The 14,873-nt window shown below is 54.8% G+C and carries 16 protein-coding genes; 8 read left to right on the top strand and 8 right to left on the bottom strand.

Annotated features, from left to right (window positions below):
- Nucleotides 1–35: 35 nt before the first annotated feature.
- The 3 genes from RW65_RS18755 to RW65_RS18745 form a co-directional block, all read right to left on the bottom strand.
- The gene (locus RW65_RS18755) at nt 36–1,052 is read right to left on the bottom strand and encodes a Zn-dependent oxidoreductase (protein ID WP_039058391.1); all 1,017 of its coding nucleotides are present in this window, start codon (nt 1,050–1,052) and stop codon (nt 36–38) included.
- A 14-nt stretch (nt 1,053–1,066) separates the two neighbouring features.
- Complete coding sequence (manD, locus tag RW65_RS18750) at nt 1,067–2,281, bottom strand: D-mannonate dehydratase ManD (RefSeq protein WP_039058328.1); 1,215 nt, start codon at nt 2,279–2,281, stop codon at nt 1,067–1,069.
- Nucleotides 2,282–2,397: 116 nt separating this feature from the next.
- Entirely contained in the window at nt 2,398–2,724 is a 327-nt protein-coding gene (locus RW65_RS18745) for a YnfA family protein (RefSeq protein ID WP_039058390.1), read from the bottom strand.
- Nucleotides 2,725–2,870: 146 nt separating this feature from the next.
- On the opposite strand from RW65_RS18745, the gene RW65_RS18740 reads away from it, so the two are divergent.
- Entirely contained in the window at nt 2,871–3,209 is a 339-nt protein-coding gene (locus tag RW65_RS18740) for a DUF1283 family protein (protein WP_039058327.1), read from the top strand.
- Between the two features lie 53 nt (nt 3,210–3,262).
- Complete coding sequence (gene speG / locus RW65_RS18735; RefSeq protein WP_039058326.1) at nt 3,263–3,823, top strand: spermidine N1-acetyltransferase; 561 nt, start codon at nt 3,263–3,265, stop codon at nt 3,821–3,823.
- A 19-nt stretch (nt 3,824–3,842) separates the two neighbouring features.
- Here speG and RW65_RS18730 read toward each other — a convergent pair whose 3' ends face one another.
- On the bottom strand, nt 3,843–4,553 hold the full coding sequence (locus RW65_RS18730) for a YnfC family lipoprotein (protein ID WP_039058325.1): 711 nt from the start codon (nt 4,551–4,553) through the stop codon (nt 3,843–3,845).
- A 351-nt stretch (nt 4,554–4,904) separates the two neighbouring features.
- Between RW65_RS18730 and RW65_RS18725 the strand changes: the two genes are divergently transcribed.
- From RW65_RS18725 to dmsD, 5 genes are all read left to right on the top strand, one after another.
- Nucleotides 4,905–5,186 (top strand): DUF1161 domain-containing protein, encoded by a 282-nt coding sequence (locus RW65_RS18725; protein WP_039058324.1) that lies wholly within the window; start codon nt 4,905–4,907, stop codon nt 5,184–5,186.
- Nucleotides 5,187–5,334: 148 nt separating this feature from the next.
- The gene (ynfE, locus tag RW65_RS18720) at nt 5,335–7,773 is read left to right on the top strand and encodes a selenate/tellurate reductase subunit YnfE (RefSeq protein WP_039058323.1); all 2,439 of its coding nucleotides are present in this window, start codon (nt 5,335–5,337) and stop codon (nt 7,771–7,773) included.
- Between the two features lie 10 nt (nt 7,774–7,783).
- Nucleotides 7,784–8,401: a DMSO/selenate family reductase complex B subunit gene (locus RW65_RS18715; protein ID WP_039058322.1), complete on the top strand. Its 618-nt coding sequence runs from the start codon at nt 7,784–7,786 to the stop codon at nt 8,399–8,401.
- A gap of 1 nt (nt 8,402) precedes the next feature.
- The gene (locus RW65_RS18710) at nt 8,403–9,260 is read left to right on the top strand and encodes a DmsC/YnfH family molybdoenzyme membrane anchor subunit (protein ID WP_039058321.1); all 858 of its coding nucleotides are present in this window, start codon (nt 8,403–8,405) and stop codon (nt 9,258–9,260) included.
- A 39-nt stretch (nt 9,261–9,299) separates the two neighbouring features.
- Nucleotides 9,300–9,911, top strand: coding sequence for a Tat proofreading chaperone DmsD (gene dmsD / locus RW65_RS18705; protein WP_039058320.1), 612 nt, complete (start codon nt 9,300–9,302; stop codon nt 9,909–9,911).
- A gap of 306 nt (nt 9,912–10,217) precedes the next feature.
- Here the strand turns inward: dmsD and bioD are convergent, their stop codons facing one another.
- The 3 genes from bioD to ynfL all read right to left on the bottom strand — a co-directional run bounded on the left by bioD (nt 10,218) and on the right by ynfL (nt 13,285).
- On the bottom strand, nt 10,218–10,913 hold the full coding sequence (gene bioD, locus RW65_RS18700) for a dethiobiotin synthase (protein WP_039058319.1): 696 nt from the start codon (nt 10,911–10,913) through the stop codon (nt 10,218–10,220).
- A 125-nt stretch (nt 10,914–11,038) separates the two neighbouring features.
- On the bottom strand, nt 11,039–12,259 hold the full coding sequence (mlc, locus tag RW65_RS18695; RefSeq protein ID WP_039058318.1) for a sugar metabolism global transcriptional regulator Mlc: 1,221 nt from the start codon (nt 12,257–12,259) through the stop codon (nt 11,039–11,041).
- A 129-nt stretch (nt 12,260–12,388) separates the two neighbouring features.
- Nucleotides 12,389–13,285, bottom strand: a complete 897-nt coding sequence (gene ynfL / locus RW65_RS18690; RefSeq protein WP_039058317.1) for a multidrug efflux transcriptional activator YnfL/SxtR(Kp) — start codon at nt 13,283–13,285, stop codon at nt 12,389–12,391.
- A gap of 119 nt (nt 13,286–13,404) precedes the next feature.
- Here ynfL and ynfM point away from each other — a divergent pair, with 119 nt between their 5' ends.
- Nucleotides 13,405–14,655, top strand: a complete 1,251-nt coding sequence (gene ynfM, locus RW65_RS18685) for a multidrug efflux MFS transporter YnfM/SxtP(Kp) (RefSeq protein ID WP_039058314.1) — start codon at nt 13,405–13,407, stop codon at nt 14,653–14,655.
- 61 nt (nt 14,656–14,716) lie between these two features.
- Here the strand turns inward: ynfM and RW65_RS23270 are convergent, their stop codons facing one another.
- Nucleotides 14,717–14,809, bottom strand: coding sequence for a KPN_01571 family protein (locus RW65_RS23270; protein ID WP_353599152.1), 93 nt, complete (start codon nt 14,807–14,809; stop codon nt 14,717–14,719).
- Between the last annotated feature and the right edge of the window lie 64 nt (nt 14,810–14,873).

Raw genomic sequence — 14,873 nt, 5'->3', positions numbered from 1 at the left:
GTATGCGTACCGCTTAACCGCATTTTTCGTGGTAGTTAATTGAATGTTAATAAGACCTTACAGCACTGCCGCTGATCTTTTTCAAACAGTTCAATCGCATCGGTGACATGTTGATAATCAAATTGATGTGTCACAAGTAGGGCTGGGCTAATCAGCCCGCGCGCCAGCCAGTCGATCACCTGCGGGAATTTCCCGGCATTGAGCCGCGAGGAGAAAATCGATAGCTCTTTGCCGGTGATCCCCTGCTGGATTATCTGGCTGGGTTCGCTGGAAAAGCCCATTATCACAATGCGCGCCGCCGGTGACGCCAGCGCAATGGCTTCCTGTAAGATTGCCGGATGACATGCCGCATCGACGATCAACGTTGGTTTTACCCCCTTTCCTGCCAGCGTCTCCTGTAACGGGCGCTGGCTATTGTTAATTACCCAATCCGCACCGCTGCGCTCGGCCATCGCCAGCCGCTCATCAATGCGGTCGGCAACAATCACCTGCTTAACGCCGTACACCCCTTTCAGCGCCTGTAAAGTGGTTAGTCCCATCGGACCGGCACCATAGATCAGCGCAATATCATGCGCCTGCGGGCTAACCTGGCCGGTAACATTCGCCGCAATGGTAAAAGGCTCGATCATTACCGCATCTTTATCGGCAATCGAGTCTGGGACAGGCCAGGCGTTAGCCGCCGGAACCGTGGCATATTCACTAAAGCCGCCGTCACGATGCACGCCCAGCACCACCAGTTCGGTACAGACATTCGGTTTGCCAATCGAACAGGGATAGCAATGTCCGCAGCTGATGACCGGATCGACAACCACACGCTCACCCAGCCGGGCGGTTGAAACACCGTCGCCCAGGGCATCAATGACCCCGAAGAATTCATGACCAATCACGCGTGGATAGCGGGCAAACGGGTTATGCCCGCGGTAGATATGGCTGTCGGAACCGCAGATCCCGGCAAGGGAGACTTTGACGCGCACTTCCCCGGCGGCAGGTTGCGGCACCGGGCGCTCGGCGAGGGTTAGCTGATTGGGCTGTTCTATCACCACACTTTTCATTTCGCGTTTCTCCGTTACCAGTTCCATAAGGTGCCATCTTCCAGCCGGGCGACGGGCAGACAGGCGGGATCGTAGGGGTATTTCGCCGCCCGCTTTTCATCAAACTCAATGCCCAGACCAGGTTTGTCGCCCGGGTGCATATAGCCGTTATCAAAGCGCCAGCTATGGGGGAAAACCTCCAGCATTTGCTCTGAATAACCCATATATTCCTGCACGCCGAAATTGGGCACCCATAGATCGAAATGCAGCGCGGCGGCATGACAAATCGGCGACAAATCGGACGGACCGTGAGAGCCGGTGCGTACCTGGTAGAGCGAGGCAAAATCAGCGATGCGGCGCATGCCGCTAATACCGCCTGCGTGGGTGATTGTTGTGCGGATATAGTCGATCAGCTGTTCTTCGATCAGTTGTTTGCAATCCCAGATACTGTTAAATACCTCGCCGACGGCGATCGGCGTAACGGTATGCTGGCGAATCAGACGGAAGCAGGCCTGGTTTTCCGCAACGGTGGGATCTTCCATCCAGAACAGACGATAAGGTTCAATACTCTTGCCAAAGCGCGCCGCTTCGATTGGTGTCAGCCGGTGGTGCATATCGTGCAGCAGATGTTCGTTAAAGCCGAATTTGCTGCGCACGGCCTCAAACAGTTTGGGGGTGAAATCGAGATATTTTTCCGTCGACCAGAGCTGCTCTTCCGGCCACTGCCCTTTTGTCGCCGGTTCGTAAGCAAGCCCCTTACCTTTCGCCATCCCGTAGGTGGTTTCCATGCCCGGCACGCCGCACTGCACGCGAATCGCTTTAAAGCCCATCTCTTTATGCCGGGCATAATCTTCCAGCACGTCGTCAATGGTCTGGCCGGTGGTGTGGCAATAGACCATCACGCCATCGCGCGATGCGCCGCCCAGCAGCTGGTAAAGCGGCATATTGGCGGCTTTGGCTTTGATATCCCACAGCGCCGTATCGATGGCGGAGATGGCCGACATCGTCACCGGTCCCCGCCGCCAGTAAGCCCCTTTGTAGAAAAATTGCCAGATATCTTCAATGCGGTGCGCATCGCGACCTATCAGCTGCGGGCAGAGATGATCTTTTAAATACGAAGCAACAGAGAGTTCGCGGCCGTTAAGCGTGGCATCACCCAGCCCGATAAGCCCGTCGTCGGTGGTGATTTTTAATGTGACAAAATTGCGACCCGGACAGGTGACATAAACGTCAGCTCCAACAATTTTCATCGTTTTGTTCCTTGCAACGGTTGACGTGATGGCTGATATTTATCCATCTGAACTACTACCATACAAGTATAACTAGCGAAAAAACCGTATTCGATCACAAAAAATTAACGCTTAACTTAGGCACGTCCCCATCCGGCAACGATTATCATCATGCCGCAAAGGGCAATCGCCGCGCCCATCCAGTCGTAAAAGCTGAGCTTGACGCCATCAACCACCCGTAACCAGATTAACGCGGTACAGACATAAACGCCGCCGTAAGCAGCATACACGCGACCGCTCGCCGCCGGATGCAGCGTTAATAACCAGACGAATAGCATCAGAGCCAGCCCTGCAGGCAGCAGCAACAGCGGCGTCGCACCGCGTTTGAGCCATAACCATGGTAAATAACAGCCGAGGATTTCACACAGCGCGGTGGCAAAGAACAGAAGAGTTGTTTTCAACATCAGGCGCAATTTTATTCGCATTAGGTTGAACTATGATAACTGATTATCAGACTAACCTGGGTAGAGACCCGCTACCCAGGCTTTGAGAGTTCGCATAGAATAGGTTTTATGTGCACCTCTTTGTTACTCGATTAAAGGATATTGTAATGACTAACACACTTGGCAAACGTCTGTGCCTCACCGCGATGCTGGCGTTGGGTGCCATCGTGTATACCACTACCGCACTGGCCGAAACCAACCGTCTGATCATTGAATCTGGCGATAATGCCCGTAGCCGCCAGGCCGCAACGATGGAAAAAGAGCAGTGGGATGACACCCGCTCCCTGCGCAAAAAAATCAACAGGCGCGAAGAAACCGAGTGGGATAAAGCCGACGCCGCTTTTGATACCAAAGACAAATGCCTGCAAAGCAGCAATGTCAACGCGTACTGGGAACCCAACACCCTGCGCTGTCTCGATCGCCGCACCGGTCAGAACATTCATTAATAGCCCGGGGCGCGAACAGCGCCCATGGCCCTTTCAGGTTACAAGGATTTTTCATGAGTGACGCTTATTCCGTCCGCCTGCGCCCTCTTGAGCGTGAGGATCTGCGCTTCGTTCACCAACTCGATAACAACGCCAGCGTCATGCGCTACTGGTTTGAAGAGCCTTACGAGGCCTTTGTTGAACTTTCCGATCTCTATGACAAGCATATTCACGATCAGAGCGAGCGCCGGTTTGTGGTGGAGTGCGACGGTGAAAAAGCCGGTCTGGTCGAGCTGGTTGAAATCAACCATGTGCACCGGCGGGCAGAGTTTCAAATTATTATTTCGCCGGATTTTCAGGGCAAAGGGCTGGCGTCAAGAGCGGCTAAGCTGGCGATGGATTACGGCTTTACGGTATTGAATCTCTATAAGCTCTATTTGATTGTCGATAAAGAGAACGAAAAGGCGATTCATATCTATCGCAAGCTGGGATTCCAGGTTGAAGGCGAACTGATCCACGAGTTCTTTATTAACGGCGAGTACCGCAACACCATTCGCATGTGTATTTTCCAGCAGCAATATCTGGAGACCCACAAAACCGGCGGCCCGACGCTGCTAAAACCCACCGCGCAGTAACGCGCGGCGGTCGGCGGTATCAATAATAGGCGATGGTATTTTTGATGTTGTATTGATGGGTGACCTGCGGTGAGACGCTTTCATCCACAATCACCAGGTTACAACTCAGCGGATTATCGTGGCTGTCATATTCACAGGTCTGCTTCACTTTCCCCAGCGGCTTATCATTCAGCGTACTCACGGCGGTGTAATCAAGCTTTTTACGCTTATTTTGCGAAGGGGTAGACGATACCGTCAGCCGGGCATCTTTTGAGGCCGTGGTTTTTCCGAGGGGATAACCTTCACTGTCGTAGCGGTAGTTAACCTCTATCTCTTTACCCGTGGCGCGCACGATAAAGCCGTTATCGTCGGTATCCCAGCTCACGCCCGCTGAGGGAAACTCCGCCAACTGGCATTTTCCCTGTAAACGCAGGCGCTTCTCTTTCGATTCGGCATCGAGATAGTAATTCGCCTCCAGCACCAGCGACACGCCGGTATTGTTCTCCAGGTCGTGCAGCTCCAGCGTATCGAAACAGCCCTCTTTCGACATCGTGCCGGTCACGCGTTTGGTGACTTCGCCTTTCTCGTTAAGCAACGTCTGGCTGAAATCTTTTACCGGACCACGCAGGGGATCGAAATCGAATTCATTCGAGAAACTTGCCATTTCTGGCGTGTAGGAAACCGGTCCTTCGGGCTTATCACACCCGGCAAGTGCCAGCGCCAGGGAGATAAGTAATAGCTGCTTTTTCAATCAGTTCACCACATTATACTTTTGTAATGAGCTTATATTAGCAAAACCTCTGTTACCTATGGCAATCACTTATTGCGCATAACGATGGCCTGGCCAAAAACAGCGCCCACACAGAACCCCTTTCGCCTGTACTCGTGAGCCTGTAAATCAACGAAACGCAGGCTGGGCCATTACCAGACGTAATTCGGAATAAAAGTAGCCATTGCGGCGAATGTCTTACGCGGTGCATCCGTCTTATAAATGCAGTCTTAAAAAATGCGTTATCATGCTTATTCACATTTTTCAGAGATTTACCTTGCGCGGGCGTCACAAATGCTAAGCTTAGAGCAGACAAAACAGAAGGAGATGAGAATGCATTATTCACGTTGGCTTTGTGCGTTACTGCTGGCGGGTTCCGTGCCGGCATTTGCCGCACCGGATTCGTGCGAACGCGTAAAAACGGATATTCAGCAGCGCATTATCAACAATGGCGTGCCGGAATCGGGATTTACCCTCACCATTGTTCCTAACGATCAGGCCGACCAGCCAGGCTCGCAGGTGGTCGGTCATTGCGTCAATGACAGCTATAAAATTCTCTACAGCCGCAACGGCGGCGCAGCCCAGCAGAGCGAACAAGGGACTAATCCGCAATAAGTATAATCCCCCTGAATTTCAGGGGGATTACCCTCATATTGATCGTGCTTAAGTTTCTCCTACCCCGTTGTGATTACCATTAGCACTTCATTAGCCCGCTTTTAATTACCCGGGCAATATATTTATCCTAAATATAATGGAGTGAGCGATGTCCAATTCGGAACACCAGGGAGGGATCAGCCGACGAACGTTGGTGAAATCCACCGCATTAGGATCTCTAGCGTTGGCTGCCGGCAGTTTCTCCCTGCCCTTTGGCCTACGCAGCGCGGCAGCGGCGGTACAGCAAGCGATGCAACCCGCAGCGGATAAAGTGGTATGGGGAGCCTGTTCGGTAAACTGCGGCAGCCGCTGCGCCCTGCGTTTACATGTGCGTGATAACGAAGTCTATTGGGTGGAAACCGATAATACCGGTGACGACATCTACGGTAACCACCAGGTGCGAGCCTGCCTGCGCGGACGCTCTATTCGCCGACGCATTAACCATCCGGATCGTCTGAACTACCCGATGAAACGCGTGGGTAAACGCGGCGAAGGGAAATTTGAGCGCATCAGTTGGGACGAAGCGCTGGATACGATTGCCACCAGCCTGAAGAATGTGGTGCAGAAGTACGGCAACGAAGCGGTGTATATCAACTACTCTTCCGGCATCGTCGGCGGCAACATTACCCGTTCATCCCCTTCGGCTTCCGTTATTGCTCGTCTAATGGCGATGTACGGCGGATTTCTTAACCAGTACGGTACGTACAGCACGGCACAAATCTCCTGTGCGATGCCTTACACCTACGGTTCTAACGATGGCAATAGCACCTCGGATATTGAAAACAGCAAACTGGTGGTGATGTTCGGTAATAACCCGGCGGAAACCCGCATGAGCGGCGGCGGCATTACCTGGTATCTGGAACAGGCGCGAGAACGCTCAAATGCGCGCATGATCGTTATCGATCCGCGCTATACGGACACCGCTGCCGGGCGTGAAGATGAATGGGTGCCGATTCGCCCGGGCACCGACGCCGCACTGGTGGCCGGTATGGCCTGGGTGTTGATTACTGAAAACCTCGTCGATCAGCCCTTCCTTGATAAATATTGCGTGGGCTTCGACGAAAAAACCCTGCCCGCCGATGCGCCCGCTAACGGCCATTACAAAGCGTGGATCCTCGGCCAGGGTGACGACGGTATTGCCAAAACGCCACAATGGGCCTCGCATATCACCGGTATTCCCGCCGATAAGATCATTAAGCTGGCGCGAGAAATCGGCAGCGCCAAACCGGCTTATATCTGCCAGGGCTGGGGACCCCAGCGCCAGGCCAATGGCGAGCTGACGTCGCGCGCCATTGCCATGTTGCCGATCCTGACGGGCAATGTTGGTATTAACGGTGGCAACAGCGGTGCGCGCGAATCGACGTATACGATCACCATCGAACGGATGCCGATGCCTGAAAACCCGGTGAAAACCGCGATCTCCTGCTTTAGCTGGACCGATGCGATTGCCCGCGGCCCGGAGATGACCGCTAAACGCGACGGCGTGCGCGGCAAAGATAAGCTGGATGTGCCGATTAAATTTATCTGGAACTACGCCGGTAACACCCTGACCAACCAGCACGGCGATATCAACCGCACCCATGACATTCTGCAAGATGAGAGCAAGTGCGAAACCATCGTGGTGATTGAGAACTTTATGACCTCCTCGGCGATGTATGCCGACATTCTGCTGCCGGACCTGATGACCGTAGAACAGGAAGATATTATTCCCAACGATTACGCCGGGAATATGGGCTATCTGATTTTCCTCCAGCCCGTTACGGAGCCGAAGTTCGAACGCAAACCGATCTACTGGATAACCAGCGAAATCGCCCGTCGTCTGGGGCCGGATATCTACCAGAAATTTACCGAAGGCCGCACCCAGCAGCAGTGGTTGCAGTATCTCTACGCAAAAATGGTCGCTAAAGATCCGCAGCTGCCCTCCTATGACGAACTGAAAGCGATGGGCATTTATAAGCGCAAAGATCCTAACGGTCATTTTGTCGCCTATAAAAAATTCCGCGACGATCCCGTCGCTAACCCGCTGAAAACCCCTTCCGGCAAAATCGAAATTTACTCCAGTAAGCTGGCGGAAATTGCCAATAGCTGGGAGCTGGATAAGGACGAAGTGATAAGCCCTCTGCCGATTTACGCCTCGACGTTTGAAGGCTGGGACGATCCGGCGCGGGAACACTACCCGCTACAGCTGTTCGGTTTTCACTATAAAGCCCGTACCCACTCCAGCTACGGCAATATTGATGTGCTGCAAGCCTCTTGCCGCCAGGAAGTGTGGATCAACCCGATTGACGCCGAGCGGCGCGGCATCAAACAGGGCGATATGGTGCGCGTCTTTAACGCCCGCGGCGAGGTGCGCATCGCGGCAAAAGTGACGCCGCGCATTATGCCGGGGGTCAGCGCTATGGGCCAGGGCGCCTGGCATCAGGCCAACATGGCGGGCGATCGCGTCGACCACGGTGGCTGCATGAACACGCTGACCACCCACCGGCCTTCACCGCTGGCGAAGGGCAATCCGCAGCACACCAATCTGGTCGACATTGAAAAGGTTTAAGGAGTAGCCGATGACTACCCAGTATGGATTTTTTATTGATTCCGCACGCTGCACCGGGTGTAAAACCTGCGAGTTGGCCTGTAAAGATTACAAAGATTTAACCCCCGACGTCAGCTTTCGCCGCGTCTATGAATATGCCGGCGGCAGCTGGCAAGAAGATAACGGCGTCTGGCAGCAAAACGTCTTCGCTTATTATCTCTCGCTCTCCTGCAATCACTGTGAAGATCCGGCGTGCACCAAAGTCTGTCCGAGCGGAGCGATGCACAAACGCGAGGATGGATTTGTGGTGGTGAATGAAGAGGTCTGCATCGGCTGTCGCTATTGCCATATGGCCTGCCCGTACGGCGCGCCGCAATATAACGCGGCAAAAGGCCATATGACCAAATGCGACGGCTGCCACGATCGTGTGGCCGACGGCAAAAAACCTATTTGCGTCGAGTCCTGCCCGCTACGCGCGTTGGATTTCGGCCCGATTGAGGAGTTGCGTAAGCGCCACGGCACGCTCTCGGCTATCGCCCCGCTGCCCGCATCGCACTTTACGAAGCCGAACATTGTCATCAAACCCAACGCCAATAGCCGCCCGACCGGGGATACCACCGGCTATCTGGCAAATCCGCAGGAGATATGAAATGGGAAATGGATGGCATGAATGGCCGCTGGTTCTCTTTACGGTGCTCGGCCAGTGCGTGGCGGGCGGATTGATTGTCAGCGGCGTCGTCTGGATGAACATCAAAGACGACAGAATCGGCCAGCTGCGCATTGTCCGCAGCCAGTTTTTCCTCTGGCTGTTAATGGGTTTGGGTTTTATCGCCTCGATGATGCACCTTGGCTCGCCGCTGCGCGCGTTCAACTCCCTGAACCGTATTGGCGCGTCGGCACTGAGTAATGAAATCGCCGCCGGTTCGCTCTTTTTCGCCGTCGGCGGCTTCTGGTGGCTGTTGGCCTGGCTTGGCAAGCTCCCCAGCGGGATTGCGCGCCTCTGGCTGCTGGTCAGCATGGTGTTTGGGGTGTTGTTTGTCTGGGCGATGACGCGGGTCTACCAGATAGACACCGTGCCGACCTGGCATAATGGTTACACCACCGCCGCCTTCTTTTTGACCATGCTAATGGGTGGACCGTTGCTGGCGGCGCTGCTGTTGCGCGTGGCGGGAGTGCGTTTTCACGCTTCGCGTTTCGCCGCCGTTAGCGTCGTTGCGCTGGTAGCAAGCATTGCCGTTGTAATGTTGCAGAGTATACAGCTCGGCACAATCCACAGCTCACTACAGCAGGCGGTGGCGCTGGTGCCGGATTACCCTCAGCTTCAGGTGGTGCGTCTGCTGCTGCTGGCCCTTGGGCTTGGCTGCTGGATCTGCCCGCTGGTGATGCGTCGCCAGCCGAAAATCAGCAGCCTGTTGGTCGGGTTCCTGCTGGTGGCGGCAGGTGAACTGATCGGCCGCGGTCTGTTTTACGGTTTGCATATGACCGTAGGCCTGGCCGTTGCGGGTTAATTACCGTGCGCGGGGTAACCCGCGCTGTTCGGAGAGTGTATGAGCGAGGCAACCCGCGAGACCTTTATTTTTACCGCCCGCGTATTGGGCGCCCTGTTTTACTATCCCCCGGATAGCGAACCTTGCGCACCACTGATTACCGCGCTGCGCAGCGGCGAGTGGCAGGATCAGTGGACCTTACCGGCAGAAGCACTGCTGGCGCTGGCGCAGGAGTTTGCGAAACCCTGCGATGAACCGCTGACGGAGGGCTGGCAACGGCTGCTCATTGGCCCTCATGCGCTGCCTGCGCCACCCTGGGGTTCCGTCTGGCTGGATAAGGAGAGCGTGGTATTCGGCGACTCGACGCTGGCCCTGCGCCAGTGGATGCGTGAAAACGACATCGCCTTTCTCAGCGGGCAAAATGAACCGGAAGATCACTTCGGCGCACTGCTGCTGCTGGCCGCATGGCTGGCCGAGCACGGCAATCATGCCGCCTGCGAGCAGCTGCTGGCCTGGCATCTGCTGCCGTGGAGCAACCGGTTTTTAGATGAATTTTGTCACCATGCGCAGCACCCTTTTTTCACCGCGCTCGGGCAGCTTGCACGGCTTACCCTGGCGCAGTGGCAGGCATCGCTGCTTATCCCGGTAGCGCAAAAAACGCTGTATCGCTAACGCTGATCTGCGGAACGTGGCATCACGTTCCGCTCTTTTCCCTGCGTTGACTTTCATTTCGCGCCTATTCCCGCACCGTGAATAACCGTCTTTCACTGCCAAAAGTGACAACGTCACATGATTTCGGCACCTTTAAGTCTTTAAACTATCGTCAGTACCGCAGGCTACATCCTCTGTTGCAATGCAGTACAGAGTGAATGGCACAGACTAACGTTGCGGGTTATTTACGCTTAGGGAATATGCGCCAGGTGCGCACCAGGTAAACGGGGATTAATGCAGAATCCCCCTCCTCGCGAGGGGGATTTTTCAGGCCAGCACGCGGTCGGCCACTAACATGCCGGTCGCCATTTGCAGATTGATATAGGGTGCTAAATTACGCTGTTCCGCACGCGGCAGATAGGGCAATTCACCCACCAGCGGCGCGGGCAGTTTTTTGCTCAAAACATTGATGATTTCGGCATAATGCGCAAGACCAGGATTGATGCGGTTCGCCACCCAGCCAATCAGCGGCAACCCGTCGCTGGCGATAGCCTGCGCCGTCAGCAATGCATGGTTAAGACAGCCTTCCTGAATGCCGACCACCATCACCACCGCCATCTGCTCCTGCACTACCCATTCCGATAGCGGGCGTAAATCATTCATCAAGCTGCGCCAGCCGCCGGTGCCTTCAACCACCACATGATCGACGCGGTTGCACAGATCGGCAAGCCCGTTCGATAAGAGGGTGTAATTAATCGGGCAGCTGTGCGCTACGCTACTCTCTTCTTCGCTCAGGGCGATGGGATTGACTGCGTGGTAAGGAAGCTCAAGGGTCGAAACGCTTTGCAACACCAGCGCATCTTTATTACGCAGCCCTTCCGGCGTCTCTATGCTGCCTTTAGCCACAGGTTTGTAGCCCGCTACCGTTTTACCGCTGGCAGCCAGCGCCTGGAGTAGCGCGCGGGACGCCACTGTCTTACCGACAGAAGTGTCTGTACCCGTTACAAAGAAACGCTTAAGCATCACTTAACCCACCATTTATCAGCGAAAATATAAACCAACAAAATAATTCAGAGGGGAAAGTCTAAGATAAGTGCCTGAGGACCAGCTTGAGGTAGCGCAATTTTTATGACAACAACGAAAAAATGTTACCCCTGCAACAAACGAATTAGCAACGATCCGTTATACATCGCGTCTTTTACCAGCGCCGCACCGGCCATAGTGCCCTGATTGGTAAACTGCGTGCTCTCGACGCTGATATGACGGCTGTAGGCCGGTAGCGCCTGCTGGCGAATACAGTCGGCAATAGCCGGAAAGAGAACGTCCGCCGCTTTACTGAGGGGCGAACCAATTAATATTTTTTGCGGGTTGAACAAATTCACCATAATGGCGAGGATACGACCAATATTCGCCCCAACCCCGCTGATAATGTCTTTTGCCAGGAGATCCCCCTGCTGCGCCGCCTGGCACAGCCACTCCACCGTTAGCGGCTTCTGGTGCAGCATTGAGCTCATCGACTGGCTCATACGCAACTGCGCAAGCTCAAGTACGCTTTCCACGCTGGCGATGGTTTCCAGGCAACCGTGGTTACCGCAATAACAGCGCTTGCCGTAGGGATCGACCTGAGTATGGCCAATCTCAACCAGGCTGCTGCTGCCCGCATGCAGTAAACGGCCATCGGTAATCACCCCTGCGCCTACGTTATGATCGATAACCACCTGTATAACGTCTCTCGCCCCACGCGACGCGCCAAACAGCGCTTCTGCCATGGTCCATGCGCTGATATCGTGCTGGACATATACCGGCACGCCGGTGTGCTTCTCCAGCGCTTCCCCCAGCGGCATATCTTTTACATCGTCAAAAAAAGGCATCCGGTGAACGATACCGTTCTCGGTATCAATAATGCCCGGCAGGGTTATCGCAATGGCGGTCAGGCGTTCCAGCCGGTGCTGATGCTGGGTAAAAAAGCGGTCAATATGCAGGATAATACGTTGTAAAAGCGGCAGTTCATCCGTCAGTGAGAGTTCCAGCCTATCTTCAACCACCAGCTTGCTGCTCAGGTCGCGCAAGGAGAGAAAAATCTCCCCCCGGCTGATGCGCAGGGAAAGGTAGTGCCAGGCTTCGGTCTCAACCACCAGCCCGACCGCCGGACGCCCGCGGCTGCCGGGTTCCTGGATTTCCGTCTCCTGCACCAGATGGGCTTCGAGCATTTCGCGGACAATTTTGGTAATACTGGCCGGGGCGAGCTGCGCCAGACGCGAAAGATCGATGCGCGACACCGGGCCAAGCTGATCAATCAGGCGGTACACCGCCCCCGCGTTGGTCTGCTTTATTTGATCAATATGCCCAGGCTGACTATCAGCAACCACCTCTCACTCCCTTATTTTCACGCTTCGAAATAAACGTTCGGCTATGGTGAAACACTTCACCGGTCGCCGTCAAATATTTACCTCGGCTTGTGATTTACAGCACGTTTTGCAAGGACTTATGTGCAAAATTTATCCGCTGGCAGCGGCGAGGAGCTGTTGTTTAAAGCGCGCGGCGGCGCTTCCCTGTTCCTGGTGCTTTGACCAGACCAGCCACATTTCCGAAACCGCATCCGCTTCAATAATGGGTATCCAGTGCATTTCCGTCAGCCGCACACGGCGAAAAGAGGCGGGTAAAATCGACACGCCTAACCCGGCAGCCACCAGACCAATTATGGTCATCGCTTCACCCACTTCCTGCGCAATGGTCGGCGTTAGCTGATAACGGCGCATCAGCCCGAGGATGTCGTCATACAGCCCGGTGCCGACATGGGGATCAAAAAAGACGAACGGCTCGCGGGCCAGTTCCACCAGCGATACCGCCGGGCGCGCCGCCAGCGGATGATCTTTATGGATCATCGCCAGCAATGGTTCGCGCAGAATAACTTCCCAGCCCAGCGTCTCCGGCAGCAGTGTATTACGCATCAACCCCAAATCCAGCAGGCCTTCATTGAGGGGCGAGATCTGTTCGCGGGTGTTGATTTCACGGGTCTGGATATGCACGTCGGGATAGCACTGGCGAAACGAAGAGAGCGTGTCGGAGACGGCTTTGATAAACGGTGCTGAGGAGGTAAAACCGATCCGAAGCTCACCGGTTTCGCCCTGATGCAAACGCGCGGCGCGGGCCGCCGCCTCGTCCACCTGGCTTAAGATTTGTCGGCTATCGGCTAAAAACTGCCGCCCGGCCGGGGTCAGCGACACGCTACGGTTGGTGCGGGCAAGCAACCTCGCGCCAACCTGCTGCTCAAGGATCTGAATTTGCTGGCTTAACGGCGGCTGCGAGATATTCAGCCGCGCGGCGGCATGGCCAAAATGCAGCTCCTCGGCGACGGCAATAAAATAGCGGAGATGGCGCAGTTCGATATTCATATGTAATAAGTATTATTTGAGATTATTAATATATTAGACAGAATATTTCACCTTTCATACTCTTAGCGAAGTGGTAAGCCCGTCCCAAGAAGTGCGGGTATGAAACGTAAGGATCTCCAGTGAGTCGTACAACAACCGTTGACACCGAACCGGCAAGCGTCGTCAACGAAAAACCTGTCTCTGTGCCGGGACATTTTATCAAACGTGGTACCCCCCAGTTTATGCGCGTGACGCTGGCGCTCTTTTCCGCCGGGCTGGCAACTTTTGCCCTGCTCTACTGCGTGCAGCCCATTTTGCCGGTACTGTCACATGAGTTTGGCGTCTCGCCGGCGAGCAGCAGTATTTCCCTCTCGGTGTCCACCGCCATGCTGGCGATTGGTTTGCTGTTTACCGGCCCGCTTTCGGATGCCATCGGGCGAAAAAAGGTGATGGTGACCGCCCTGCTGCTCGCCTCGTGCTGCACCTTGTTATCGACGATGATGACCAGCTGGCACGGTATTCTGGTGATGCGCGCGCTGGTGGGGCTATCCCTGAGCGGTGTGGCTGCCGTCGGCATGACCTATTTAAGCGAAGAAATTCACCCAAGCTTTGTCGCCTTCTCGATGGGGCTGTACATCAGCGGCAATTCCATTGGCGGTATGAGCGGGCGTCTGCTGAGCGGCGTATTTACGGATTTTTTTAGCTGGCGTATCGCGCTGGCGGTGATTGGCTGCTTTGCGCTGGCCTCGGCGCTGATGTTCTGGCGCATCCTGCCGGAGTCCCGTCATTTTCGCCCCGCTTCTCTGCGGCCAAAAACGCTGGTGATTAATTTTCGCTTGCACTGGCGCGATCGGGGCCTGCCGCTGCTGTTCCTCGAAGGTTTTTTGCTGATGGGTTCGTTCGTTACCCTGTTTAACTATATCGGCTACCGGCTGATGCAAGCGCCGTGGATGTTAAGCCAGGCGGTGGTCGGCCTGCTTTCCGTCGCCTATTTAACCGGGACCTGGAGTTCGCCCAAAGCCGGGATGATGACCATTAAATATGGCCGCGGACCGGTAATGGTGGCGTCAACGACGCTAATGCTACTTGGGCTGTTATTAACCCTGAGCGCCACGCTGGTGCTGATTTTCGCCGGTATGCTGCTGTTCACCGCCGGCTTTTTCGCCGCCCACTCCGTCGCCAGCAGTTGGATTGGTCCGCGCGCACGACGCGCCAAAGGCCAGGCCTCGTCACTGTATCTGTTCAGTTATTATCTTGGCTCAAGCGTCGCGGGAACCTTGGGCGGTGTGTTCTGGCACAGCTATGGCTGGAATGGCGTAGGCAGCTTTATCGCCGTTATGCTGGTTATCGCTATTGTGGTGGGTAGCAGGCTGCACGCTCGCCTGCATTGATGTCGCGATACGCATAACCCTGCGCAAGCAGGGTTAGCGGTTTTACGCACTACTGTGTATATCAAAAGAGATGGATAATTGACGATGCGCCGATCATTTCCCGCACAGCATCAAGGGCCATCAGAGCAAAGATTAACCAGATAAATGGATTCATAATCTAACTCAATTACACGAGAGTATTGGTTATACAAATAGCGTAGCGCGGGTATGTTACAATC

The organism is Enterobacter sp. Bisph1 (genome assembly GCF_000814905.1).
Classification (GTDB): domain Bacteria; phylum Pseudomonadota; class Gammaproteobacteria; order Enterobacterales; family Enterobacteriaceae; genus Kosakonia.
This window is presented reverse-complemented; position numbering and strand designations above follow the sequence as displayed.

Excerpts from the sequence above, each read along its gene's own strand:
- RW65_RS18725 (WP_039058324.1), top strand. The coding sequence starts at position 4,905 with ATGCATTATTCACGTTGGCTTTGTGCGTTACTGCTGGCGGGTTCCGTG.
- RW65_RS18740 (WP_039058327.1), top strand. The coding sequence starts at position 2,871 with ATGACTAACACACTTGGCAAACGTCTGTGCCTCACCGCGATGCTGGCG.
- ynfL (WP_039058317.1), bottom strand. The coding sequence starts at position 13,285 with ATGAATATCGAACTGCGCCATCTCCGCTATTTTATTGCCGTCGCCGAG.
- RW65_RS18745 (WP_039058390.1), bottom strand. The coding sequence starts at position 2,724 with ATGTTGAAAACAACTCTTCTGTTCTTTGCCACCGCGCTGTGTGAAATC.
- ynfE (WP_039058323.1), top strand. The coding sequence starts at position 5,335 with ATGTCCAATTCGGAACACCAGGGAGGGATCAGCCGACGAACGTTGGTG.
- bioD (WP_039058319.1), bottom strand. The coding sequence starts at position 10,913 with ATGCTTAAGCGTTTCTTTGTAACGGGTACAGACACTTCTGTCGGTAAG.
- manD (WP_039058328.1), bottom strand. The coding sequence starts at position 2,281 with ATGAAAATTGTTGGAGCTGACGTTTATGTCACCTGTCCGGGTCGCAAT.
- dmsD (WP_039058320.1), top strand. The coding sequence starts at position 9,300 with ATGAGCGAGGCAACCCGCGAGACCTTTATTTTTACCGCCCGCGTATTG.
- RW65_RS23270 (WP_353599152.1), bottom strand. The coding sequence starts at position 14,809 with ATGAATCCATTTATCTGGTTAATCTTTGCTCTGATGGCCCTTGATGCT.
- speG (WP_039058326.1), top strand. The coding sequence starts at position 3,263 with ATGAGTGACGCTTATTCCGTCCGCCTGCGCCCTCTTGAGCGTGAGGAT.
- RW65_RS18710 (WP_039058321.1), top strand. The coding sequence starts at position 8,403 with ATGGGAAATGGATGGCATGAATGGCCGCTGGTTCTCTTTACGGTGCTC.
- RW65_RS18755 (WP_039058391.1), bottom strand. The coding sequence starts at position 1,052 with ATGAAAAGTGTGGTGATAGAACAGCCCAATCAGCTAACCCTCGCCGAG.
- RW65_RS18715 (WP_039058322.1), top strand. The coding sequence starts at position 7,784 with ATGACTACCCAGTATGGATTTTTTATTGATTCCGCACGCTGCACCGGG.